Here is a 26,143-nt window from a genome sequence, read left to right as displayed (position 1 = left end):
GTAACTAGTTTTTGCCTTGTTTTTTCTTTATAATGAGATAAAATAAACATAAAAAGAGTAAATAAAGAGGTAGAGCTATGCTAAAATTTCCAAAGGATTTTGTTTGGGGTTCCTCCACTTCTGGACCGCAGACAGAAGGACGAGTGGCTGGTGATGGCAAGGGAGACAATCTCTGGGATTATTGGTTCCAAGTAGAACCAAATCGCTACTATAATGGGATTGGACCAGATAAGACATCGACCTTCTATGAAAATTGGGAAAAAGATATCGAACTTTTGTTAGAAACAGGTCATACAGCTTTTCGGACTTCAATCCAGTGGTCTCGTATTTTCCCACAAGGACGTGGAGAAGTCAATCCTCAAGGTGTGGCTTTCTATCGTCAGGTCTTTGAAGCTATTAAGGCTAAGGGAATTCGCCTTTTAGTCAATCTTTATCACTTTGACCTACCTTTTGCCCTTCAAGAGGATGGGGATGGTTGGGAAAATAAGGCGACCATCAAGGCTTATGAAGACTATGCTCGTTTCTGTTTTGAAACTTATGGAGACTTGGTGGACCAATGGATTACCTTCAATGAGCCCATCGTTCCTGTAGAGTTTGGCTATTTCTATGATGCCCATTATCCTCATAAGGTAGATGCCAAAGCAGCCGTTAATGTTGCCTATCATACCCAGCTAGCCAGCACTCTTGCGGTCAAGGCCTGCCATGAGGTTTTGCCTGATTCTAAGATTGGAATTGTCCTCAACTTGACACCAGCCTATCCACGTAGTCAGCATCCTGCGGATGTCAAAGCAGCACGCATTGCTGATCTCTTTCAAGCCCAATCTTTCCTAGATCCATCTGTCTTGGGAACCTATCCAGAGGAATTGGTGGAAATCTTAGCTGAGCATGATTTGCTGCCAGATTCTACAGTAGAAGAGTTAGAACTTATTCGCGAGCACACAGTTGACTTCCTAGGAGTAAACTACTACCAACCTTTGCGTGTCATGGCGCCGCGTTTTGCTAAGCATCCAGACAGTCCACTCTTGCCAGAGCATTTCTATGAACCTTATGTCATGCCAGGTCGTAAGATCAATCCACACCGCGGTTGGGAAATCTATGAGCAAGGGATTTACGACATTGCCCAAAACATCAAGGAAAACTACGGTAATATTGAGTGGATGCTGACAGAAAATGGGATGGGTGTTGAAGGTGAAGACAAATTCCGTGAAAATGGCATGATTCAGGATGACTACCGTATCGACTTTGTCAAAGGTCACCTTCGTGAACTACATCGCGCTATCGAAGACGGTGCTAACTGTAAAGGATATTTGATTTGGACCTTTATCGATTGCTGGTCATGGCTCAACAGCTACAAAAATCGCTATGGTTTGGTTGAACTTGACTTGGAAACACAAGAACGTCGCTTGAAAAAATCAGGCCACTGGTTCAAAGAACTCAGTGATAATAATGGGTTTTAAGCAACTTTTTATATAGAATCAAAAAAACCATTGGAAATGAACTTCTCAATTTGAGTACTTCCAATGGTTTTTCTTGTTCTTATAATAATCCGATAAAAAGTAGTAAAGCCGATAAAGCAATAAAAGCTAGGGTTGCTAGACCACGTTGGCCTGGACTGTAAATCTTTCGTTCTCCTCGAACTGGGAAGACGATAGCTAGTAATGCACCGCCGACAGCTCCACCTACGTGTCCAGCAAGGCTGATTCCTGGCATTAAAACACTACCTACTAGGTTGATGACCAAGAGGGAGAGGTAGGATTGACCGAGCTGTTGGAGATAGGGATTGCGTGAAGCATAACGAAGAACGACAATAGAAGCGAACATGCCATAGAGGGCAGTTGAAGCACCTGCAGTAATAGCATTAGGGCTAAAAACGAGGACAAAGAGATTTCCCATTATACCTGACAGAAGGTAGATAAAGAAAAACTGTTTGGAGCCAAAGATTTGTTCCATCTGACGTCCCAAAAAGTAGAGGGATAGCATGTTGACTAAAAAATGCTCCAAGCCAATATGAACAAAGGTTGCTGAGAATAAACGCCATATCTGTTCAGGCATGGCCTTGATAGCAGGGGGATACACAGCTCCGAATTTATACAAGGTGGCTGCGCTGGTATAGTTGAAACCACTGGTTAGAAACATGAGTACAAAAACCAGGGTTGTCACGAGGAGAAAGAAGCTCGTGACAGGATACCGACGATCAAAAATCTCTTTCATAGATGATTACCTCCTCAACGGGCATATCGTGTGGATCAGGATGGAAATCCTGAATCTGACAAGGGTAGAGAGTGCTGATAGTGTTGCCAGAATAATTGCTCAAATATCTATCATAGTAGCCACCACCGTAGCCAACTCGATAACCAGAAGTATTGAAAGCCAAACCAGGAACATGAATCAGGTCAATCTGAGAGGGTTCAAGTATTGTGAAGTCTCCTTGAGGTTCAAGGAGGCCAAAAGAATTCTGTTCGAGATTCTCTGGTTCATATAGAACAAAGTCCATTTTCCCTTGCGGATAAGTTTTGGGAATGAGGAGTGTCTTCCCATCTTTTTGAGCTTGTTCAATGAGTCTAGCTGTCTGAAATTCATGAGGAAAAGACAGGTAAGTGGCGATGGTTTTTGCTTCCTTGTAGAAGGGATGTAGGAGTAGTTGCTCAGTCAACCAAGCGTCCATGACTTCCTTTTCTTCGGCTGATAGAGATTTGAGTTCTTGCAAGACCTGCTTGCGTAGGGCTTTTTTCATTGTTTACTCCGCAGCTTTCTTTGCTAAAAAGCTTGAGACAGCCTCGACTCCAATTGCCAGAGCTTCTTCCTTAGGACTCATCTGTGGATGGTGAAGAGCATAGGGACTATCAATTCCAAGCCAGAACATGACACCAGGAACCTTGGAGAGAAGATAACCAAAGTCTTCTCCTGTCATGGCAGGTTCGATGTCGATTAGTTCAATGCCCTCTTTTTCATCAAAGAAGGTCATCAATTCCTGGGCTAGTTCAGGGTTGTTTTCGACTGGTAGGTAACCTCCCTGCTTGAGTTCAACTTCCACATCCATATCAAAAGCAGCGGCGATACCTTCAGCGATGGCTTTGACACGTTTTTGCACCAAGAGACTCATGCTATGTGTGAGAGCACGAATGGTTCCATGCAAGAAAGCTGTATCAGCAATGACATTATTGGTTGTTCCAGCTTGAAAAACACCGAAAGTGACGACAGCTCCCTCGATAGGATCAACATTACGGCTAACGACTGACTGAACTTGAGTGACAAAATGGCTAGCTGCAACCAGAGCGTCATTTGCTTGATGTGGAAAGGCAGCGTGACCACCTTTACCCTTAAAGCGAATCTTGACCTCGCATGTTCCAGCAAAGAGTGTATGGGTATTGGTCGCAATCTGTCCAACTTTTAAGTCTGGACGAACATGAAGTCCGTAAAATTGGTTAGGCAACCAGTCTTCAAAAGCTCCATCCTCATACATGAGCATACCACCTGCTTCGTTCTCCTCGGCAGGTTGGAAAAGAAAGAGGAGATTGTTTTTGGGTTGTTTTTCTAGAGCACGTTCGAGACTTCCGAGAGCAATGGTCATGTGAAAATCGTGTCCACAAGCATGCATACGGTCTGGGTGCTGAGAGGCAAAGGGAAGGCCTGTTTGTTCAAGGATTGGGAGGCCGTCAATGTCTGTCCGCCAACCAATGGTACCTTCTGGCTGACTTCCTTGCAAGTAAACTAAAATACCTGTCCGCCAGGTTCGAATCTGAACAAAATCCTTACCAGCTGTTAATGTTTCAATGACATTGAGTAAATAAGCGTGAGTCTTGAATTCTTCTAAGCCAATCTCAGGAATTTGGTGAAGATCGCGTCGAGTTTTAATCAAATCTAACATAGTTAATTTCCTTCTATTGATACGAGAAAGAGGCTGGAAATATTTCCGCCTCTGTTCACTTTTACAAGGTACGAAGCGCATCTTCTAGCGCTGTTTTTTGTTGGGTTTGGCTATCGATTTCTTTGATAACACGAGCTGGAACACCTGCTACCACAACATTTTCTGGAACATCTTGAGTGACGATGGCACCTGCTGCAACAACAGAACCGCTACCGATTTGAACACCTTCGATAACCACAGCGTTAGCACCGATCAGAACATTGTCACCGACACGGACAGGCTCGGCACTAGCTGGTTCGATGACACCTGCAAGAACCGCACCAGCACCAACGTGGCTATTTTTACCGACAATAGCACGTCCACCTAGAATAGCACCCATGTCAATCATAGTGCCAGCACCGATTTCAGCACCGATGTTGATAACAGCTCCCATCATGATAACAGCGTTGTCGCCAATCTCAACCTGGTCACGGATAATAGCACCTGGTTCGATACGGGCATTGATGTCACGCTTGTCAAGGAGAGGTACAGCTGAGTTGCGGGCATCTTGCTCAACAACATAATCCTTGTTTTCAGTCAGTCCTTCGAGAAGAGGAGCAATATCCTTCCAGTCTCCGAAAAGAACATTACCAAGCTTGGTAACAGAAGTAGGGATAGTTCCAGCAAGTTGTCCTTCAAAGGTCACTTTTACCCTGGTCTTTTTTTCAGCATTGGCGATAAATTGGATAATTTCTTGTGCATTCATTTTTGTAGCAGTCATAGGAGTCTCCTCACTCTTTGTAATGCTTACTATTCTATCAAAAAAGGCTTCAAAATTGAAGCCTAAAGTATCAAAAGAGGGTGTTTAATTCTTGGATTTTGATTCTTCGATTGACAAAAAAATCATAGGCACGATAATTAAAATCATGGCCAGTACCAAGAAACCATCTAGGACCATCCCAAGGAAAAGGACACTGAGGATTGCCGAGGATAGCGGTTCACTTGCGCTGACGACCGATACTACCAAGGGTGAGACCAGGGAAACAGCTTTCATCGAAAGGAAAAAGGCAAAGGCCGTTCCCAAAAAGGCGATGGTCAAACAAATCAAGATACTAATGGCATCAACCTGGAAGCTAATCTCATAAACAGGGTAGAGAAAATTACTAAAAAGACCCGCGATAATCATCCCCCATCCAACAGTAGGCACGAAACCATAATTTTTAGCAAAACGCTGGGGCAATATAACATTGAACATGAGACCTAATGCGCTAAGGAGACCTGTTATGAGAGCTAGGGGAGTAATTGACAACTTAGACAAATCTCCTTTTGTAGCCATCAGAAAAACGCCAATCATGGCAATCAAGACATAAAAAATGGCACTTTTTGAAGCTTTTTTCTTATAGATGATGCGATTGTAAAGGAGGATAAAGATAGGGCTGATAAATTGGAGGATGGTGGCAGTGGTTGCGTTGGAGTACTCGACACAGAGATAAAAGAAAAATTGAACGGAAAAAATCCCTAAGATAGCATAGGCCAGAAAAGGCAGGTAATTTTTCCAATTTTTCCAGATATTGAAGAGCTGGGATCGGAGTTGAAAGCTAGACAAGAAGAGTACCACACTACCTGCGACTAGGAGACGCATGGAGGTAATCCAGCCGGATGATACTTGATAATGGGCAAAAAAGTACTCTCCTAAAATTCCGCAGATTCCCCAAATTAAGCCAGAAAGGAGAGAATAGATAGTTCCCTTAAATATATTCTTTTGATATTTATTCATGTACATATTGTACCATGAAATGAAAAAAGAAAAAAGAGAGTGGAGAAAAATCATTTCTTTCTCACTCTCAAACAATACAGTCTTATTGCTGTTGGCTGCTAGAAGCAGGTGGATTATTACTACTATTTGGTGTAGAACTACTGTTACCAGTATTACTGTTGGTAGCAGTATTATTGTTATTATTACGATTGTTAGTATTATTGTTATTATTACGATTGTTAGTATTGTTGTTATTATTGCTATTTGATGAGGAACTAGATGCTTTTGGTAAACTTCCAAGAATACTAGACCAAGCGTTTTGGTAGTCTGAATCACTTCCACCAATCGCAAAACGGTAGGTCGTAGTTGGTGCACCCGCTTGGTTAGCCCAGTAGCTAGTCACCGTTTCTCCTGTTACATTAATCTCTTTTCCGTTGATGGAAACCTTACCTGGTTTTTGCCCAGTTGATTTAAGGACTTGAGATGAAGTAACACTAGGATCAAGACTAAAGCGCTCGGAACCCCAAGCAGAAGGAGAAGCTTGATGGATAGCATTGACCAGATGAGCCATATAGTTAGCGTTTCGATAGTGACCTGCACCCTTGGCGAGTGGGCTATTATCGTCATGGCCAATCCAGCCACCCAAGGTCAGTCTTGGTGTTGAAACCATAAGCCACATATCACCGTCTTCGTTGGTTGTACCAGTTTTCCCAATCCAGTCGGCACTTGCGAGACTAGAGTTAAGTGACGCAAGGTCATTCTGGAAGGTCGAGGTCACTCGGGATGAGATAACATCTCTCAGTAGACTTTGCATAATCGTTGCTGTTGCCTTGGAGTAGACTTGAACAGGTTCATCCTTGTGTTCATAAATGACTTCGCCACTGGTCTTCTCGATTTTTGAAATCATGTATTTCTTATGGTAAACACCATTATTAGCCAAGGTTTGGTAGCCATTTGTATGTTGAGCTACAGTGACATCGATTCCTCCCCCCATAGGTAGACTTTCGATGCCGTACTCGGGGATATCATAGCCCATTTTTTCCATGTAGGAACGAACATCAACCCCTTTTTGAAGAAGTAGCTGATAGGTCCAGTAGGCTGGGATATTCCAAGAGTAATTGAGAGCTTCTCTCAAACTCATCATTCCTGTACCAGGACTATTGACATACATGATAGGATTCCCGTTAGAGAAGTTAGTTGGATAGTTTGACAAGACACTAGCACTTCCCATGAGCCCTTGGTCAATAGCAATACCATAAGCTAAGAGAGGCTTGGTAGTAGAGGCAGGGGAGCGTTTGGTATCAAAGGCATGGTTGTTTTGATTGGTCAGATAATCTCGTCCACCAACAAAGCCTAAGATTGCCCCTGTTTGGTTGTCCATCAAGACATTTCCAACTTCAGGTTGCCCTGAACTATCATCTAGCAAGTAGCCGTAATTTGCTACCGCATTTTGCATGGCCGTGTAAATAGCTTTATCAATGGTAGTTGTAATACGGTAGCCGCCGTTTTGAATCTCTTTTTCGGCCAATTCACGATAGGATTTTTGGATAGATTCATTCTTTAGTTCTTGTGCAGAGACGTTATCTTTTTGTACCAAGTAATCATACATGAGGTTCGTCGCTTCATCGAGGGCAGAAAAGTAGAGGAAGCCTTTAGCAGTAATGCTAACATTTTCTGCTGGCAAGAAATCCTGCTTAATGTCATAGGCTTTATAGGTTTCATAGTCTTCTTGACTGATGGCTCCTGTTCGGTACATATTGTAAAGAACATCTTTGGAACGCTTGATACCTAGTTGCAAATCCTCCTCACTCTTCATCTCACCAGTTGATTCATAAGGTGAGTAGGAGATAGGACTTTGTGGCAAACCTGCTAGGAAAGCTGCTTGGGGGACAGTAAGTTTGCTTGCATCCACTCCGAAAATCCCAGTCGCAGCCTGCTGAGCACCTGCGATATTTTGCCCCTTATTATTACGACCAAATGGAGCGACGTTGAGATAGGTTGTCAAGATTTCGTCCTTACTCATTGCTCTCTCTAAGGCCAGGGCATCCACGATTTCAGTTGCTTTACGAGCTAGTGTAGGAGCATCACCAACGACTTGTTGCTTGATGAGCTGCTGTGTTAGGGTAGATCCTCCACTGGAAGAACCAAGTCCGATAAAATTTCCTAGACTGGCACGAATAACAGCTTTTGGAACGACACCATTGTGTTCTGCAAAATGTTCATCTTCAGTCGCAACGATAGCCTGTTTCAGATTATCTGAAATATCCTCTGATGAAACAGATGTTCGAAGGAGGTCGCTTTCGATAGCTCCGATCATGGAACCATCTGCATAGCGAATCTCAGAGATGGATGAAATATTATTGACTTGCTTGAGCAAATCTTCTGTTTGTGGAACACTTACCTGATCAAAAAGAGAAACAGCATAGCCCAAGACAACCCCTGATCCGAGGAGCCCACCAATGAATGCGAGGATGAAAAGAGTGTTAAAAGTTGCTTTGATTCCTAGCAAGATATTGGCAAAAATAGTCCAAATGGTCAGTTTGGTTTTAGTTTTCTTCTTAGAAGATTTTCCACTGTTTTTCTCTGGATCTTTTTTTGAAATGGTTGATTTTAGAGACTGAAGGAAGGCCAGTCCTTTTTGTTTGATTCTTGTTAATCGATTGTTCATAGAATTCCTCACTCTTTATTATTATACCATAAAAGCTTCTCTTGCAAGCAATTAGGCTTAGAATGAGCCTTGATATAAGGGTAAGACCTTGGTGTTTAAGCATAGAAAAATCAGCTTCTAACGAAGCTGATGTGTTGTAAAAGCGATTATTTTTCTCCTGAGAGTTCTTTTCCAAGGTTAATCAAGTAGTCTTTAAGATCATCTTTGACTTGTGGATGTCTAAGTGCGTAGTCGATTGAAGTTTTCATAAAGCCAAACTTGTCTCCAACATCATAACGAGCACCCTTGAATTCACGAGCAAATACTCGTTGAGTTTTGTTGAGAGTATCGATGGCATCTGTGAGCTGGATTTCATTTCCGGCACCAGGTGTTTGGTTTTCAAGGATACCAAAAATTTCAGGTGTGAGAAGGTAACGACCGATGATAGCTAAATCACTTGGTGCATCCTCAGGTGCTGGTTTTTCAACGAAGGTTTCAACACTGTAAAGTCCATCTTTTCCTTCGCCTTGAGGTGCGATAACCCCATAGGCAGAAACTTCTTCGTGTGGTACAGGCATTACAGCGATGGTAGAAGCATGAGTTTTTTCATAGTCATTGATGAGCTGTTTTGTCAATGGGGTAGCCTTGTCATCATTGATATCCATAAGGTCATCCCCAAGCATAACTACAAAAGGTTCATTCCCAACAAAGGCTTTGGCTTGCAAAACGGCATCTCCGAGTCCGCGTGGGTGAGTTTGACGGATGAAGTGGAGGCGCATGCCAGTCGTTTCGTCAACAAGTTTCAAGAGATCATTCTTTCCTTTTTCTTTGAGGTTGTATTCTAGCTCAAAGTTTGAGTCAAAATGGTCTTCGATTGAGCGTTTTGACTTCCCTGTGACAACAAGAATATCCTCGATTCCAGACTTAAGAGCTTCTTCAACGATGAATTGAATAGTTGGTTTATCTACGATTGGTAGCATTTCCTTAGCCAAGGCTTTGGTAGCAGGAAGGAAGCGAGTTCCAAGTCCTGCAGCAGGGATAACGGCTTTTCTAACTTTTTGCATCATGAGATTCCTTTCTAACTGTGGTTTAAGACCACTCGTTTTCTGCCTTGAACTCATTGTTCATAAGTTCAGAAACAGCATCTTTAATATTTACATTTTCATAAATAACTTGGTAGATAGCTTGGGTAATAGGCATATAGACTCCAAGCTCTTGTGCCAACTCGTAGGCCGCTTTGGTCGTTGAAATCCCTTCAATCACCATTCCCATGTTAGCTTCAATATCTGCCAAGGCTTCTCCACGCCCCAGAGCATCTCCAGCGCGCCAGTTACGTGAGTGGATAGAAGTTCCGGTAACAATCAAATCACCAACACCTGAAAGACCACTGTAAGTTAATGGATTTGCTCCAAGCTTGACTCCTAGACGAGTGATTTCTGCAAGGCCGCGCGTGATAATAGCAGCTTTAGCATTGTCTCCAAATCCAAGTCCATGAAGGGCACCAGCTCCCACTGCGATGATATTCTTAAGAGCACCAGCTGTTTCTACTCCGATGACATCTGTATTGGTATAAAGACGGAAGTAGTGATTGCTAAAGAGTTCTTGAACATACTGGGCTGTTTGTAAATCTTTAGAAGCAGCAGTAATCAAGGTGATGTCGCGTACAATTGTTTCTTCGGCATGGCTAGGACCAGATACAACAACGATTTCACTACGAAGCTCTTCAGGAATTTCTTCTTCAAGAATGGTCGAAAGACGTTTATGGCTATTTGGCTCCAGACCTTTTGATGCGTGCATGACGACAACTTTATGATCAAGAACAGCAGCCACTTGTTGGGCAACGAGTCGTGTAACCTTGGTTGGGACAACAAATAAAACAGCATCTACATCCTTCAAAGCTACTTCTAAGTCTTGGTAGGCTACAATTTTTTCATCTAAGACAATATCCTTAAAGTAGTGTTTGTTAGTATGTTGTGTATTAATCTCGTTAATTTGCTCGGGAATATTTCCCCATATACGAACTTCATGACCATTGTCATTTAGGACTTGTGATAGGGCAGTTCCCCAAGAACCAGGTCCTATAACTGCGATGGTTTGTTTGTTCATCTTTTCCCCCTTTGAGAAAGCTCTTTCTTAACATTCTACCATAAAAAGTATGATTTTGCATCTATATAACTAGCTAAGTATTCTACTATTATTAGGATTTTGTATTCATTTGATAGAATTTCAAGAAAAAGCAAATAAACCACTTAATGTTCAAATCGGATATCATTCAAAACCAAGAAAAGAAGAGCACTATTCTTCTAAAAAATGGTATAATAGGAGCATCACGAAAATTGGAGAGATACCATGAGTTTTTACAATCATAAAGAAATCGAGCCTAAGTGGCAGAAACACTGGGCTGACAATCACACCTTTAAGACAGGAACAGATGCCTCGAAACCTAAGTTTTATGCATTGGACATGTTCCCTTACCCATCTGGAGCGGGTCTTCACGTAGGACATCCAGAAGGCTACACAGCGACTGATATCCTCAGCCGTTTCAAACGTGCCCAAGGCTACAATGTTCTTCACCCAATGGGATGGGATGCTTTTGGTTTGCCGGCTGAACAGTATGCTATGGATACAGGGAATGACCCAGCGGAATTCACAGCAGAAAACATTGCCAATTTCAAACGCCAAATCAATGCGCTTGGATTCTCTTACGACTGGGACCGTGAAGTCAATACTACAGATCCGAACTACTACAAGTGGACGCAATGGATTTTCACCAAGCTTTATGAAAAAGGCTTAGCCTATGAAGCAGAAGTACCAGTCAACTGGGTGGAGGAATTGGGAACAGCCATCGCCAACGAAGAAGTCCTTCCTGATGGAACGTCTGAGCGTGGAGGCTATCCAGTTGTCCGCAAACCAATGCGCCAATGGATGCTTAAAATCACGGCCTATGCAGAGCGCTTGCTCAACGATTTGGATGACCTAGATTGGCCAGAGTCTATTAAGGATATGCAACGCAACTGGATTGGGAAATCAACTGGTGCCAATGTCACTTTCAAGGTGAAAGGAACAGACAAGAAATTCACCGTCTTTACGACTCGTCCAGATACTCTTTTCGGTGCGACCTTCACTGTTTTGGCGCCTGAGCATGACTTGGTAGCTGCCATCACAAATCCTGAACAAGCTGAGGCTGTAGCGGACTACAAACACCAAGCTAGCCTCAAGTCAGACTTGGCTCGTACAGACCTTGCCAAGGAAAAAACAGGGGTTTGGACTGGTGCCTATGCTATCAACCCTGTCAATGGTAAAGAAATTCCAATCTGGATTGCCGACTATGTTCTTGCTAGCTATGGTACAGGTGCCGTTATGGCCGTACCTGCCCACGACCAACGTGACTGGGAATTTGCTAAACAATTTGACCTTCAAATCGTAGAAGTCTTGGAAGGTGGAAATGTAGCAGAAGCTGCCTACACAGAAGATGGCCTTCACGTCAACTCAGACTTCTTGAACGGTCTCAACAAAGAAGACGCCATTGCTAAAATCGTGGCTTGGCTGGAAGAAAAAGGTTGCGGCCAAGAGAAGGTGACCTACCGTCTCCGCGACTGGCTCTTTAGCCGTCAACGTTACTGGGGTGAACCAATCCCAATCATTCATTGGGAAGATGGAACTTCAACAGCCGTTCCAGAAAATGAACTCCCACTTGTCTTGCCAGTCACCAAGGACATCCGCCCTTCAGGTACTGGGGAAAGCCCACTAGCTAACTTGACAGACTGGCTGGAAGTAACCCGCGAAGATGGCGTCAAAGGTCGTCGCGAAACCAATACCATGCCACAATGGGCAGGTTCAAGCTGGTACTACCTCCGCTATATCGATCCACATAACACAGAAAAATTGGCTGATGAGGATCTACTCAAACAATGGTTGCCAGTCGATATCTACGTGGGTGGTGCAGAACACGCTGTGCTCCACTTGCTTTACGCTCGTTTCTGGCATAAATTCCTCTATGATATCGGTGTTGTTCCAACTAAAGAACCGTTCCAAAAACTCTTTAACCAAGGAATGATCTTAGGAACAAGCTACCGTGACCACCGTGGTGCTCTTGTGGCGACTGACAAGGTTGAAAAACGTGACGGTTCCTTCTTCCATGTGGAAACAGGAGAAGAATTGGAGCAAGCGCCAGCCAAGATGTCTAAATCCCTCAAGAACGTGGTCAACCCAGACGATGTGGTGGAACAATATGGTGCTGATACCCTTCGTGTCTATGAAATGTTCATGGGACCACTTGATGCTTCCATCGCTTGGTCTGAAGAAGGATTGGAAGGAAGCCGTAAGTTCCTCGACCGTGTTTACCGTTTGATTACAAGTAAAGAAATCGTTGCTGAAAACAATGGTGCTCTTGATAAGGTATATAACGAAACAGTTAAAGCTGTCACAGAGCAAATCGAGTCCATGAAATTCAACACAGCCATTGCCCAGCTCATGGTCTTTGTCAACGCTGCTAATAAGGAAGACAAACTCTATGTGGACTACGCCAAAGGATTTATCCAATTGATCGCACCATTTGCACCTCACTTGGCAGAAGAACTCTGGCAAACTGTTACAGCAACAGGTGAGTCAATCTCTTATGTAGCTTGGCCTACTTGGGACGAAAGCAAATTGGTTGAAGACGAAATCGAAATCGTCGTTCAAATCAAAGGAAAAGTTCGTGCCAAACTCATGGTCGCTAAAGACCTATCACGCGAAGAATTGCAAGAAGTTGCTCTTGCAAATGAAAAAGTCAAAGCAGAGATTGATGGCAAGGAAATTGTGAAGGTGATTGCAGTACCAAATAAACTCGTGAATATTGTCGTTAAATAACGAGTTTATTAGCCATATCTGCCACCTTCAATAGTCCACTGGACTATTGAAGCCAACTAAATTGGTTAATATCGTTATTAAATAAGAAATGAATCCTTCAGAGTAGAATCTGGAGGATTTTTTATCGAAAAATATAATTCTATTCCCACTATCGCACCACTTAACCTGGCATTTTAACCACTTGTCTTCGAAAGCCGTTTTTCCGACGACTTTTTTGTTAGACTAAATGTGTCAGAAGGAGGGAGAAATATGATTTTACAAGCGAAACATTTAACAAAACGGTACGGCAATTACACGGCTGTTGACGGTATTCAGTTACAGTTTGAAAAAGGAAGTTTCAATGCTATTTTGGGCCCCAACGGTGCAGGAAAATCAACAACTATTTCCATGTTAATCGGTTTGAAAGAAGCAACACAAGGTCAGGTTCTATATGCACCAAATACGAAAATCGGAGTTGTTTTTCAAGCTAGTGTACTGGACGAGATGTTGACAGTTAGGGAAAATCTCACGATTCGTGCCCAACAGTATAAGGGGATTGAAGCAAATCGTGTTGAGGACTTGATCCATCAACTGGGTTTGACTGCTTTCCAGAAACAACTCTATGGAACTTTGTCAGGCGGGCAAAAGCGTCGAGTTGATATTGCGCGTGCTCTTCTTTCGCAACCAGATATCCTTTTCTTGGATGAGCCAACAACGGGACTCGATATTCAGACTCGCAAATCTATCTGGGATCTCCTGTATCGACTACAAAAGGATGAAGGGATGACCATTGTTTTAACGACGCATTATCTGGATGAAGCTGATGAAGCGGATCAGATCTATATCGTTGATCATGGAAAAGTGATTGCGCAAGGTTCTGCGACAGCTATCAAGAGTCAGTATGCATCTAATATCCTAAAAATTCGTTTTAAAGAAATGAGGGACTTAGAAAAATGGCTACAGACTGAAATGACAGTAGAAGCAGAAAATGAGTTGGAATATCTTTTTTATCCAAGGACATCACAGGAAGCCATTGAATATTTGGCAAAAGTTCGAGAAGAAATTGATTCTTTTGAGTTTCGCCCAGGTACTATGGATGATGCCTTTATCGCTCTAACAGGAAGAGAGGTTCGCTAATGTTAGCTTTATTGAAACGGAACTTTACCTTATATTTTCGTAATCGTTCAGGAGTGTTTTTCTCATTATTGGGGGCATTGATTTCCTTCCTCCTTTATATCATTTTTCTGCAGAAAAACTTGACGGATGCTTGGTCCCAACTCCCTGATAAAACGAGCCTTTTAAATAATTGGCTGATGGGTGGAACCTTGGCTGTGACTGGGATTACAACCAGTTTTACGGCTCTTACACAAATGGTGCAGGACCGTGAACATCAAGTGGATCAAGATCTATTTTTGACAGATTTAGGTAGCTGGGGCTTACAGGTCTCCTATCTAATCAGCAGTATTGTCATTTCTTTTGTGATGCAGTTGTTTATGTTTGTAGTGATGAGCCTGTATTTTCAGGAGGTCCCAGTTTGGAGTCAGCTAGCAGAAGTGGCTTTAATTATGTTGCTCAGTAGTGTGCTCTCTAGCTTGGTCAATGCTATTTTGATTCACCGTTTTCAATCTGTGGATAGTCTTGGAAAGCTAGCCACCATAGTGGGAACAGCTTCTGGATTTCTAGTGGGGACTTATGTCCCTCTTGGAGTGTTGCCTAACTTTGCTCAACTTCTTATGAAGTGTACACCTGCAACCTATATTGCCTCTCTCTATCGACAAGTCTTTATGAAAGAACAACTAGCAGATACCTTTGCCGGGAATAGCGATTTATTAGCAGAATTTCAAGAAAAAATGGGGATCGAGTTAAAATGGCAGGAGCTGTTGACAAAGGAGAAAACATATCTTATAGTGGTAAGTATCAGTCTCGCAGCTATCCTTCTTTGGCTTTTATTGGTTAAAGTGTCTAGCAAGAGAAAATAAAGATGTATGGGAGTAAAGATGAAAATTCATTTTGAGATGACCCCAGAATTTTCAGAAAAAGATCCTCACATTCTCATTCAGGCAGCTCAGTTAACTGATCAAGCTCGAGAAGTGATGGATTATTTAGAACAATTTTCAACTGTCAATCAGGTAGTGATTCCCATCCGAACAGATGATCAATTGGTCATGGTGAAGATTGAAGAGATTATCATGGCAGATATTGATAAAAATGTATTGACTATTTATACCGTTGATGGGTTTTATATGACTAAGGAAACCTTGATAAACTTTCAAAATCGGGTTAATCGCCGGAATTTCCTGCAGATATCCCGTCACGCTATTATCAATATTGACCATTTAGAATCCTTATCGGATAGTTTTTCAGGAAATATGATGGCTAAGTTGACACGGGGCATAAAATCTAGTGTGAGTCGGAAATATGTCAAGTCCTTAATGGATTATTTAGGTTTATAGGAGAAAATGATGAAACGCTTGATAGCTTATTTTGTAACAGGTATGCGGACAGGCTCCTTCTTTTACTTGGGGTTGGTTTTGCTAGCTCATATTTTCCCTAGCATTATCTATCCAGCCTTTAATGTTAGGAATATTTTAGCCATTTTTTTGATGAGTGGTACCATGGGGATTTTGTCAGTCATGATTGAGGAACTAGAATTTTTAGCTTATAGCATACGCGTGGTCTTGCATTTACTAGTGACGGCTGTCATTTTAGTTTTGACCTGCCTATTTTTTGGCTGGGGAGTCGCTTTGCTCAGCCCTGTCCATTGGTTTATCTTCTTGTTGATTTATGGCCTTATCTGGCTCTATCAAATCTGGCAAACTCACAAGCAGACCCAGAAGATTAACCAAGCTTTAAAAGATAAACGAAAGCATGTTGCAAGTTTAGAATCTTAAGCATTCCAGTAGATTGATTCTTGGTTTCAATTTTCACTAAATTGTGGTATAGTAACTCCAGAAATGAAAACAGTAAGGAGAAAACAATGCCAGTAAATGAATATGGTCAGATGATTGGTGAACCTGTAGACGACACACCTGGAGTTTTGCCTTCACTTGTACGGATAGAAGGACAGTATACGATTATCGAAGCTCTGTCAGTAGAAAAGCATGCGGAGGATTTGCTGGCTGTTTATGGTCCAGAATCACCTCGAGAGATGTGGACCTATCTCTTTCAACCGCCAGTAGAGAATCTCGAAGAATTAATCGTCGCTTTAAAGCAGATGCTTGAGCGCAAGGATCGCTTCTATTATGCGATTATCGATAAAGTGACTGGAAAGGCGTTGGGGACTTTTTCTCTCATGCGTATTGACCAAGCTAATCGCGTGATTGAAGTTGGTGCGGTGACATTTTCTCCAGCTCTCAAACAAACAAGGATGGGAACAGAGGCCCACTATTTGCTAGCTCGTTATGTCTTTGAAGAGCTCAACTACCGCCGTTATGAGTGGAAATGTGATGCACTAAATCTACCTTCTAAAAAAGCTGCAGAACGTTTGGGATTTATCTACGAAGGTACTTTCCGTCAAGCGGTTATCTACAAGGGAAGGACTCGAGATACGGATTGGATGTCTATGATGGATAAGGATTGGCCTCAAGTCAAAGCTCGTTTAGAAACATGGTTGGCTCCTGAAAATTTTGATAAAAATGGACAACAGATTAAATCTCTACGAGAATGTTAGGAAGATTGGATATGATTAAGATTACAAAAGAAACATCTGTTTCAATCGATGACGTTTTACCGCTCTATCAGGCAGTTGGTTGGACAAACTATACACATCAACCCCAGATGCTGGCCCAGGCCTTGTCTCATTCGCTAGCGACTTATCTTGCCCGTGATGGTGAGAAAATCGTTGGTCTAGTTCGCTTAATCGGAGACGGTTTCTCTTCGGTTTTTGTCCAGGATTTGATTGTTTTGCCTAGCTATCAGCGCCAAGGAATTGGTAGTAACTTGATGAAAGAAGCCTTGGCTGACTATAAGGATGCCTACCAAATACAACTAGCGACTGAACAGACAGAAAAAACCTTGGGTTTTTACCGTTCTCTGGGGTTTAAAACCTTATCTACTTATGATTGTACAGGGATGATTTGGGTGGATCGAAAAAAATTAAAATAATTCTTTTGTCTTAAGTTAACTTTAAGTTTACTCATGTATCATGTAATCATTAAATAAAGACCTCCTAACTTTATTTAATAGAAATCCTAAACTTTTCTTTTTCATAATAATCTCCCTAAAGAAGCCGCCAAATCAGGTGGCTTTTTTGTTTGTAGGATGGATTTTTGCTATAATAGGAACATGAGTAGAATTTTAGATAATGAAATCATGGGCGATGAGGAGTTGGTAGAACGTACCCTCCGTCCCCAATATTTACGTGAATATATCGGACAAGACAAGGTTAAAGAGCAGCTTCAAATCTTTATTGAAGCAGCAAAAATGCGTGACGAGGCGCTAGACCATGTTCTTTTGTTTGGCCCTCCAGGTCTCGGGAAAACAACCATGGCTTTTGTCATTGCCAATGAACTGGGAGTCAATCTCAAACAAACGTCTGGTCCTGTCATCGAAAAAGCTGGTGATTTAGTTGCGATTTTGAATGACTTAGAGCCTGGAGATGTGCTCTTTATCGATGAAATCCACCGTTTACCAATGGCTGTCGAGGAAGTTTTATATAGTGCCATGGAAGATTTTTACATTGACATTATGATTGGTGCTGGGGAAACTAGCCGAAGTGTTCATCTGGAATTGCCACCTTTTACCTTGATCGGTGCGACGACACGAGCAGGGATGCTCTCAAATCCTCTTCGTGCACGTTTTGGGATTACTGGTCACATGGAGTATTATGCCCATGATGACTTGACAGAGATTGTTGAGCGGACGGCAGATATTTTTGAGATGGAAATTACTCACGAGGCAGCTTCTGAGTTGGCCCTCCGTAGTCGTGGGACTCCTCGTATCGCCAATCGTCTCCTCAAGCGCGTGCGCGACTTTGCGCAGATTATGGGCGATGGCTTGATTGATGATGTGATCACGGATAAGGCTTTGACCATGCTGGATGTAGACCATGAAGGCTTGGATTATGTGGACCAGAAAATTCTTCGCACCATGATTGAGATGTACGGTGGAGGTCCTGTCGGTCTAGGAACACTTTCGGTAAATATCGCTGAAGAGCGTGAGACGGTAGAAGATATGTATGAACCTTATCTGATCCAGAAAGGCTTTATCATGCGAACTCGTTCAGGACGGGTCGCGACAGCCAAGGCTTACGAACATTTGGGGTATGAATACATTGAAAAATGAGACTGAAGTTTTAGACTCTTTCAGGGAAAATTCTGACATGATGTCTATTTTGACCATCATCCGTGACTTGGAGTTGAAGGATTCCTGGTTGGCAGCTGGTTCGGCTCGAAATTTTATCTGGAATCTCTTGTCAGATAAACCGGCTTTTGATCGTGATACGGATGTGGATGTGATTTTCTTTGACCCAGAGGTGAGTTACGAAGAAACGCTGGCTCTAGAGAGCAAGCTGAGAGAGGACTTCCCCCAGTATCAGTGGGAGTTGAAAAATCAAGTCTATATGCACCAACATAGTCCCCACACACCTCCATATAGAAATTCCTGCGATGCCATGAGTAAATATCCTGAACGTTGCACGGCAGTAGGACTTCGCTTGCAAGCTGACGCAACTTTAGAGCTCTTTGCCCCTTATGGTTTGGAAGATATTTTGAACTTTCAGGTTCGTCCAACTCCTCATTTTTTAGAAAATCAAGACCGAATGAAGCTTTATCAACAGCGTTTATCTAAGAAAAATTGGCGAGAAAAATGGAAAAATCTCACATTTAAAAATACTTAAGGAAACTTTAAGATAGGAGCTGTATACTTATCTCATAAGTTAAAAAGACCTTAACTTATACTCCTAAAACTTTTTCATAATAATCTCCCTATAAAAATTAAGTCGCCCAATCAGGCGGCTTTTTTTAATGAAACGTAAAAATGCTATATCTGTGTATAACTTATTTAGATATATTATTTATGTCTTGAAAGAAGCTTGGAACTAAATATTTCTTAAAAATAAGGACTCTAAAATCATTTTTATTCTTTATTCGTAAAAAGAAGTAGTGGTGCTTAGTATTAATAAAAATTATTGTTAAAATGTTTGGACAATAGGGATTAAAGTGTGCTATAATAAAGTGTTTAGAGAACAATCCTATCCGAATTTTCAAACAAAATAACATCGGTTAATATATTTATCGAAAGAATAGAGTTTCAAATAGAAGACTGATTTTAAGTTTAATTATTTTGATAGTTTGTTTTTTTAAAAAAAAATGAACTCAAGGAGAAATTTCATGTTTTTTAGACGTCAGGAAGGACGGTATAGAGAAACTGATCGTGTTACCCGATATAAGTTGATCAAGTCGGGAAAACATTGGTTGCGTGCCTCAACGTCACTATTTGGCTTGTTTAAAGTTCTTCGTGGTGGTATTGATACGGCCCAAGTTACAACTGAAGTGGTAGAAGATCATGTATCTAAATCTATCACTGGACTAGATATCCTCAAGGGGATAGCTGCCGCGGGTACTGTTATAGGCGGAGGAGTTGCGACTCAATCTCATGTTTATGCTAATGAACAGACAGCGGTTGAGAAAACAGTAGAGAGTGCCGATGTTTTAGCTACTTCTGACCAAGCTGTCTTGGGAACTGTTAAGAAAGATGATGAGCAGCAAGCTTCTGTTTCAGCATCAACTTCTATCAGTGAGAGTGCTTCTACATCAGCTTCTGCCTCAACTAGTGCGGTAGCTTCGGCTTCTGCCTCAACTAGTGCTGTGGCAAGTGCATCAGCTTCAACCAGTGCGGTAGCCAGTGCATCAGCTTCTACAAGTACATCTGTATCAGCATCAGCTACTTCAACTGTAAGTAGTTCACAGACTGTGTCAGTAGCTACTCCACAAGCGGAAAGTCAAGCAGAATCTGGTAGAACTAGTGCCCAAGAAACTGCTAGCCAAAAGGCAACTGCTACTCCAACTTTGGACGGCAAAGTAACTCTTGCCAATGCTATCTCTAAAGTAGAAAACCTCAGTCCTAAACAAGGGGATGTGACGACTACTGCTACTACAGCCATTGCTGCTGCCGTAACATCAGAAGCGACAGCTAAGAAGGCGGAAGAGGATCGCAAAAAACTAGCGAAACTTTCAGCTGAGATGGGTGAGTATCTAGCTAAGGCTGCTGGTCTACCAAATACCGATTCAGCTATCACCAAGGTGAATGCTGCTGTAGTAGAGATTGAAAAAGCACTTGCAAATCAAACTGGTGATTTGACAGCAGTGGTGCAGAGGGCAACTTCGGCTCGTAACTCTATCGCCAATGCCGTTTTACGTGCAAATTCAGGTCAACGTGATAGCCGTAATGGTCAAGCTATGCCAACAGGAGAAAGCCTCAGAGGTTTTGCACCTGTAACTCTTAACGAACATACAACTGCCTCGCTTGAGCAAGGAACTTTTGTAAGTGGAAGTCGAGAAGTTAGCTGGCGTATCAATATGCATTCACAGAGTGCCCTTAACTACGCCGGTCTGATCGCACAAGTGGATAAAAATACAACCATCACTCGAGTTCTCTTTAATGGAGAGCCAATGGAGAAACGTGGTGGTTCTGGGAACGAATACGTCTTTAATAAGCGCCATGATTTGAATAGAAACTTAGATGCGACTATTTGGATCTATGCAACGGTGAATAACAATTCTAGTGAAGCTACTTTGGATGCGCAAGTAGCTACAAGTAGTCGACCATTCGATAGTGCATCTACGGCTGGTAACTATACAAGGGTTATGCATGGAACGGTTGCTACTGGTGCAGGTCAAAGAGCGATTGATAAAGCGCCAACTGTTACTGTTACTCCCAAATATGTTGAAGTATACAACGATGAAGTTGTAGGAGGAGCCAATGGTGTTTCATTTGACATGAGGGATGATAAAGGATTGATAGGTGTATTGGGTTCTCCAGATAATACTCATATCAATGGATTGACCATGAGTCGAACGAATGTAGGGACTGAGGGATTTAGACCCTACTATACTGACAGACGAAACCCTACTCAACATACCTCAGTTATAAGTGGAACACTTGGTCGTGAGAACGGATGGAATCCGATGACTCCTGGTGTTTACAATCTTGATTTCAAAGTATTTGATACTGCTAAACAAACTACGGTAGGTCGTTTGACGCTTAATATCAAAGGTTTCAACGAGCGTAATAATCCTGTAAGTGGGGATACTGTTACAGTTAACAACCCTTCAGCCTTGAGTGAAACTGAGAAAGCTCAAATCCTTGCAAACTTCAAGAGACAAAATGCTACTATCCTTTCAGGTACTGACTATGTGAAGGGTTCTGAAGGCGGTAAAGAAATTACAGTGTCTGATACTGGTGAAATCAAACTTACCTATCGTGATAACACTGTGGATTACGTTCGAGCAAGTGTAAGAGCGGAAACGGAAGTACCTGTCCCTGCGGTTACAGTGACACGTGGTGGTCAGACTATCCCAGCGACTCCAAGTCCAGTTGCTGGTAATGGAAATGAACACATCGTCTATGCTGGTGATGACTTCACCATTAAATTTACTGCGACTGATAATAGTGGTAAGTTAAAAGAGTTCAAGATTGTACCTAGAGCAGATGGAAGCCAACCAGGCTTGAGAGATAACTTCTTTGAAGATCCTAAATATGGTACAGGAACTGTAGGGCTCTTGACAGGAGATATCACAGCTACACCAGAAAACCCTGCGACTATCACAGTTAATGCTCATATGAAGGATGATCTGGAGTGGAAGTCAGGAAATACTTGGCAACGGAATGCAGTTGCAACGGACCAAGTAGGAAATGTCAACGGAACTGTAGGAACTGGTAATGTTCGTATCACCCAAGGACAACTGAAAGACCGTCTTGCAGTGACTAATCCTGAACTTACACCAGTTGTAGATAAGAGTAACTTGACTGGACCTGAAAAGACAGCTGTCAAGAATGCCATCTACGCTAAGAATAATCAGACAACTCACCGTATCAAGGACATCGAAGTTGCAAGCGATGGTACTGCAACGATTATTTATAAGGATTTGACAAGGAATACTGTTCCGCAGTCGCTTACAGTTAATGAGCGACCTAAGTTGGTGATCCCTTATGATAATGCTACGACTAAGGAAATCTATTTATACCGTGGAGAACAAGTTAATGTAACCTTTAGTGCAACGGATGATTCTGGCAAGATTTCTTCATTGAAGTTTGAGCCGCAATATTATACTGCGGATAATGCAAACGGGAACAACTACGCAGGATATACTGGTATCAATCGTTCAAATCCGATTACTAGCTTAACGAATCAAGCTAATGCAACGATTACTCTTACAGGTACTCTAGATAAAACGGCACCGATAGGATCATTTGAACGCTATTTGATGGCAACAGATGATCGTGGCGTCACAGACAGTGTTCATGCGAAGAATGGTGTTGCTGACAATGGTTATGTAAAATTTGTAATCAAAAATCAGACGGATAAATACAATGCTGTAGCCAAGGTGCCAACTGTCTATACTTATGTTGGTGAAACAGCTAGTGATTTGTCAAATGCCGCTAACTTTGTTCAGCTTGAAGGTGGGAAACAGTTACCGCAAGGTGCCACTGTTACTTGGAAGACACCAATTAACACAACTAACTCTGGGGATAATAAAAAGGCTGTAGCAACAGTCACATACGCGGATGGATCTACAGATGATGTTACTGTTAATTATAATGTTATGGCGACAATTGCACCTAAGCCTGCAATCAATGATATTCAAGGGACCCCTCCTCATAATGGTACATTCTGGTTGGACTATGTCTCTCGTGTCGGAGATGCCTTCCCTTCAGGTGCTAGTCAGAAATGGACCAAAGTAGGAGGCGCTTCTCAGACAACATCGCCTATTAGCACTGCGGAGGCAGGAAGTCATCGATATAAATTTACATTTACATACCCTGTGGGTCGTTTCGGTGAGACAACAGCATCCAAAGTTTTGAGTAAGACTGTCGATGTTGTTCATGATGTTTACAAGTTCGAGTCAAATCAGTCCTATATTTTTACTCAGAATCAGACAAATGATCCTGAGTATCAACGCGTAGCTGCAAATCCGAAAGATTCTATCACCAAGGTGACAGGAAGTCCTGATTATAATGCAGATAAAACTAAGTTCACTTGGATTGATGGAGCTCCAGATCTTTCTAGAGTTGGTAGATTCACAAAAGATGTAGAAGTTGAACTACCTGCTGATGGTACGGGAGTACGTGTAAAACAACGTGTTCCGATCACCTACACAGTTAACCCACAAGCGCCAGTCATCTCAGTTGATTCTACAAATGAAACTGGTGGTTTGCCAAATCGATCGATTGTTGTTACAAATGTAACGCCTGGAGCTGTTATCACACTCACATTAGCAGGACATACATTCACAAAGACAGCTGAAGATAATGAAACAAGTGTAACTTTCAATCCGAAGGATTTGAAGAAAGCTTATGATGGTAACAATGGACTTCTTCCGACAGGTGATGTAACAGCTAAGCAAGAGAAAACAGTGGCTCTACCAAGTGGTGGAACTGAAACCTTGACTTCGGCTACAACGACTGCAAAGATTACTCCTGAACGTGTAAATCCAACAATTACTTACACAGTCAAAGTAAATGGTCAAGAGCCTAAGAGAGATATCAATGGTAATTATTTGTTCTATGCTGGAGATAATATTCAGATTACTTATACAGGTAAAGATAATAGTGGTAAATTAGTCACACTGAAGGTCTCTGGTAATAGAAAAGACTTGACGGACTTCTTCGAAAACAGACCTGAATGGGGAAAAGGTCCAATCACAAATATTATCAATACCTTAACAAATGATGACCAAACGACATTTACCATTAATGCGGTTACTAATAAAGATCTTACGTGGAGATCAGGGAATCGCTGGGGACGTTGGCTCATTGCTACGGATCCGAGTGGGAATAGCGTTGATGTAGGAGAAATTGGCATTAAGCAGGATCAGTTGCAGAACTTGTTTAAGAAGCCTGCTATTGACTTGACTGAAGTCAAGGATAAGAATCACTTGACGGAGGATGATAAGGAAAAAGTTCGTGAAGAAATCAGAAAAGCTCACGATAAGGTTGTTCCAAAAGGTCGCGATCGTATTTCTAGCATTGACGTAAGTGATGATGGAATTGCAACTGTCTACTATAAAGATAATGCTAAAGTAGCATCTGGTAGCCAGCCATATCCACCAACTGTCTATAGTCAAGATGAAACTGTTTCAGAGAAAAAATATCGTTCTGAATCGGCATCAGCATCAACAAGTGCAAGTACATCTGCTAGCACGTCTGCATCAACAAGTGCAAGCACGTCTGCATCAACAAGTGCAAGCACATCAGCAAGTACGTCTGCATCAACAAGTGCAAGCACATCAGCAAGTACATCAGCTTCAACAAGTGCAAGCACTTCAGCAAGCACATCGGCTTCAACAAGCGCAAGTACATCTGCAAGTACATCAGCAAGTACATCAGCATCAACAAGCGCAAGTACATCTGCTAGCACGTCTGCATCAACAAGTGCAAGCACATCAGCAAGCACATCGGCTTCAACAAGCGCAAGCACTTCAGCAAGTACATCAGCTTCAACAAGCGCAAGCACGTCAGCAAGTACATCAGCTTCAACAAGCGCAAGCACTTCAGCAAGTACATCAGCATCAACAAGCGCAAGTACATCTGCAAGCACGTCTGCTTCAACAAGTGCAAGCACATCAGCAAGTATGTCTGCATCAACAAGTGCAAGCACATCAGCAAGTACATCAGCTTCAACAAGCGCAAGCACTTCAGCAAGTACATCAGCTTCAACAAGCGCAAGCACGTCAGCAAGTACGTCTGCATCAACAAGTGCAAGCACGTCAGCAAGTACGTCTGCATCAACAAGTGCAAGCACATCAGCAAGTACGTCTGCATCAACAAGTGCAAGCACATCAGCAAGTACATCAGCATCAACAAGTGCAAGCACTTCAGCAAGCACATCGGCTTCAACAAGCGCAAGCACTTCAGCAAGTACATCAGCAAGCACATCGGCTTCAACAAGTGCAAGCACGTCAGCAAGCACATCGGCTTCAACAAGTGCAAGCACGTCAGCAAGTACGTCTGCATCAACAAGCGCAAGCACATCAGCAAGTACATCAGCATCAACAAGCGCAAGTACATCAGCTAGCACGTCTGCATCAACAAGTGCAAGCACATCAGCAAGCACGTCTGCATCAACAAGCGCAAGCACATCAGCGAGCACGTCTGCATCAACAAGTGCAAGCACATCAGCAAGCATGTCAGCAAGTACATCTGCATCAACAAGCGCAAGTACATCAGCAAGCACGTCAGCTTCAACAAGCGCAAGCACATCTGCTAGCACGTCTGCATCAACAAGTGCAAGCACGTCAGCAAGTACATCTGCTAGCACGTCTGCATCAACAAGCGCAAGTACATCAGCAAGCACGTCAGCTTCAACAAGCGCAAGCACTTCAGCAAGTACATCAGCTTCAACAAGCGCAAGCACATCAGCTTCAACAAGTGCAAGCACATCAGCAAGTACATCAGCTTCAACAAGCGCAAGCACTTCAGTAAGCACATCGGCTTCAACAAGCGCAAGCACATCAGCAAGCACGTCAGCAAGCACATCGGCTTCAACAAGTGCAAGCACGTCAGCAAGTATGTCTGCATCAACAAGCGCAAGCACATCAGCAAGTACGTCTGCATCAACAAGTGCAAGCACATCAGCAAGCACATCGGCTTCAACAAGCGCAAGCACATCAGCAAGCACGTCAGCAAGCACATCGGCATCAACAAGTGCAAGCACGTCAGCAAGTACGTCTGCATCAACAAGCGCAAGCACATCAGCAAGTACGTCTGCATCAACAAGTGCAAGCACATCAGCAAGTACATCAGCATCAACAAGCGCAAGTACATCAGCTAGCACGTCTGCATCAACAAGTGCAAGCACATCAGCAAGCACATCGGCTTCAACAAGCGCAAGTACATCAGCAAG

19 protein-coding genes are annotated in these 26,143 nt (G+C 42.5%); 11 read left to right on the top strand and 8 right to left on the bottom strand.

Annotated features, from left to right (window positions below; translation table 11 throughout):
* The first annotated feature begins 77 nt into the window (after nt 1-77).
* The gene (locus tag QM874_RS03400) at nt 78-1,457 is read left to right on the top strand and encodes a glycoside hydrolase family 1 protein (protein WP_414316220.1); all 1,380 of its coding nucleotides are present in this window, start codon (nt 78-80) and stop codon (nt 1,455-1,457) included.
* Nucleotides 1,458-1,536: 79 nt separating this feature from the next.
* Here the strand turns inward: QM874_RS03400 and QM874_RS03395 are convergent, their stop codons facing one another.
* The 8 genes from QM874_RS03395 to QM874_RS03360 all read right to left on the bottom strand — a co-directional run bounded on the left by QM874_RS03395 (nt 1,537) and on the right by QM874_RS03360 (nt 10,356).
* On the bottom strand, nt 1,537-2,211 hold the full coding sequence (locus QM874_RS03395; protein ID WP_414316219.1) for a rhomboid family intramembrane serine protease: 675 nt from the start codon (nt 2,209-2,211) through the stop codon (nt 1,537-1,539).
* Nucleotides 2,195-2,734 carry a 5-formyltetrahydrofolate cyclo-ligase gene (locus tag QM874_RS03390; RefSeq protein ID WP_414316218.1) on the bottom strand — a complete coding sequence of 180 codons (540 nt, stop codon included), beginning with the start codon at nt 2,732-2,734 and terminating at the stop codon, nt 2,195-2,197. The genes QM874_RS03395 and QM874_RS03390 overlap by 17 nt, the downstream gene beginning before the upstream one ends.
* 3 nt (nt 2,735-2,737) lie before the next feature.
* The gene (locus QM874_RS03385; RefSeq protein ID WP_414316217.1) at nt 2,738-3,868 is read right to left on the bottom strand and encodes an N-acetyldiaminopimelate deacetylase; all 1,131 of its coding nucleotides are present in this window, start codon (nt 3,866-3,868) and stop codon (nt 2,738-2,740) included.
* A 61-nt stretch (nt 3,869-3,929) separates the two neighbouring features.
* Nucleotides 3,930-4,628, bottom strand: coding sequence for a 2,3,4,5-tetrahydropyridine-2,6-dicarboxylate N-acetyltransferase (gene dapD, locus QM874_RS03380; protein WP_414316216.1), 699 nt, complete (start codon nt 4,626-4,628; stop codon nt 3,930-3,932).
* Nucleotides 4,629-4,712: 84 nt separating this feature from the next.
* On the bottom strand, nt 4,713-5,624 hold the full coding sequence (locus QM874_RS03375) for a DMT family transporter (RefSeq protein ID WP_414316215.1): 912 nt from the start codon (nt 5,622-5,624) through the stop codon (nt 4,713-4,715).
* Between the two features lie 82 nt (nt 5,625-5,706).
* Nucleotides 5,707-8,271: a penicillin-binding protein PBP1B gene (gene pbp1b, locus QM874_RS03370; RefSeq protein WP_414316214.1), complete on the bottom strand. Its 2,565-nt coding sequence runs from the start codon at nt 8,269-8,271 to the stop codon at nt 5,707-5,709.
* A 146-nt stretch (nt 8,272-8,417) separates the two neighbouring features.
* Nucleotides 8,418-9,314 (bottom strand): UTP--glucose-1-phosphate uridylyltransferase GalU, encoded by an 897-nt coding sequence (galU, locus tag QM874_RS03365; RefSeq protein WP_414316213.1) that lies wholly within the window; start codon nt 9,312-9,314, stop codon nt 8,418-8,420.
* A gap of 25 nt (nt 9,315-9,339) precedes the next feature.
* Complete coding sequence (locus QM874_RS03360; RefSeq protein WP_414316212.1) at nt 9,340-10,356, bottom strand: NAD(P)H-dependent glycerol-3-phosphate dehydrogenase; 1,017 nt, start codon at nt 10,354-10,356, stop codon at nt 9,340-9,342.
* 243 nt (nt 10,357-10,599) lie between these two features.
* Here QM874_RS03360 and leuS point away from each other — a divergent pair, with 243 nt between their 5' ends.
* From leuS to QM874_RS03310, 10 genes are all read left to right on the top strand, one after another.
* Complete coding sequence (leuS, locus tag QM874_RS03355; RefSeq protein WP_414316211.1) at nt 10,600-13,101, top strand: leucine--tRNA ligase; 2,502 nt, start codon at nt 10,600-10,602, stop codon at nt 13,099-13,101.
* A gap of 249 nt (nt 13,102-13,350) precedes the next feature.
* Entirely contained in the window at nt 13,351-14,217 is an 867-nt protein-coding gene (locus QM874_RS03350; RefSeq protein ID WP_414316210.1) for an ATP-binding cassette domain-containing protein, read from the top strand.
* A complete protein-coding gene (locus QM874_RS03345) occupies nt 14,217-15,059 on the top strand; it encodes an ABC transporter permease (protein ID WP_414316209.1) in 843 nt (280 codons plus the stop codon). The genes QM874_RS03350 and QM874_RS03345 overlap by 1 nt, the downstream gene beginning before the upstream one ends.
* An 18-nt stretch (nt 15,060-15,077) precedes the next feature.
* A complete protein-coding gene (locus tag QM874_RS03340) occupies nt 15,078-15,533 on the top strand; it encodes a LytTR family DNA-binding domain-containing protein (RefSeq protein WP_414287931.1) in 456 nt (151 codons plus the stop codon).
* A gap of 9 nt (nt 15,534-15,542) precedes the next feature.
* The gene (locus QM874_RS03335) at nt 15,543-15,971 is read left to right on the top strand and encodes a DUF3021 family protein (protein WP_414316208.1); all 429 of its coding nucleotides are present in this window, start codon (nt 15,543-15,545) and stop codon (nt 15,969-15,971) included.
* A gap of 86 nt (nt 15,972-16,057) precedes the next feature.
* Nucleotides 16,058-16,750, top strand: coding sequence for a GNAT family N-acetyltransferase (locus tag QM874_RS03330; RefSeq protein WP_414316207.1), 693 nt, complete (start codon nt 16,058-16,060; stop codon nt 16,748-16,750).
* 11 nt (nt 16,751-16,761) lie between these two features.
* Nucleotides 16,762-17,184, top strand: a complete 423-nt coding sequence (locus QM874_RS03325) for a GNAT family N-acetyltransferase (RefSeq protein ID WP_414316206.1) — start codon at nt 16,762-16,764, stop codon at nt 17,182-17,184.
* A gap of 180 nt (nt 17,185-17,364) precedes the next feature.
* Complete coding sequence (gene ruvB, locus QM874_RS03320; RefSeq protein ID WP_414316205.1) at nt 17,365-18,363, top strand: Holliday junction branch migration DNA helicase RuvB; 999 nt, start codon at nt 17,365-17,367, stop codon at nt 18,361-18,363.
* Nucleotides 18,344-18,916: a nucleotidyltransferase family protein gene (locus QM874_RS03315; RefSeq protein ID WP_414316204.1), complete on the top strand. Its 573-nt coding sequence runs from the start codon at nt 18,344-18,346 to the stop codon at nt 18,914-18,916. Before ruvB ends, QM874_RS03315 begins: the two co-directional genes overlap by 20 nt.
* A 493-nt stretch (nt 18,917-19,409) precedes the next feature.
* The coding region (locus QM874_RS03310; RefSeq protein WP_414316203.1) for an accessory Sec-dependent serine-rich glycoprotein adhesin at nt 19,410-26,143 on the top strand (6,734 nt) is incomplete at its 3' end.

Source organism: Streptococcus infantis, assembly GCF_047463615.1.
Classification (GTDB): Bacteria; Bacillota; Bacilli; order Lactobacillales; family Streptococcaceae; genus Streptococcus; species Streptococcus infantis_X.
The sequence above is the reverse complement of the archived record's forward strand: the minus strand, read 5'-3'. Positions and strand labels throughout refer to the sequence as shown.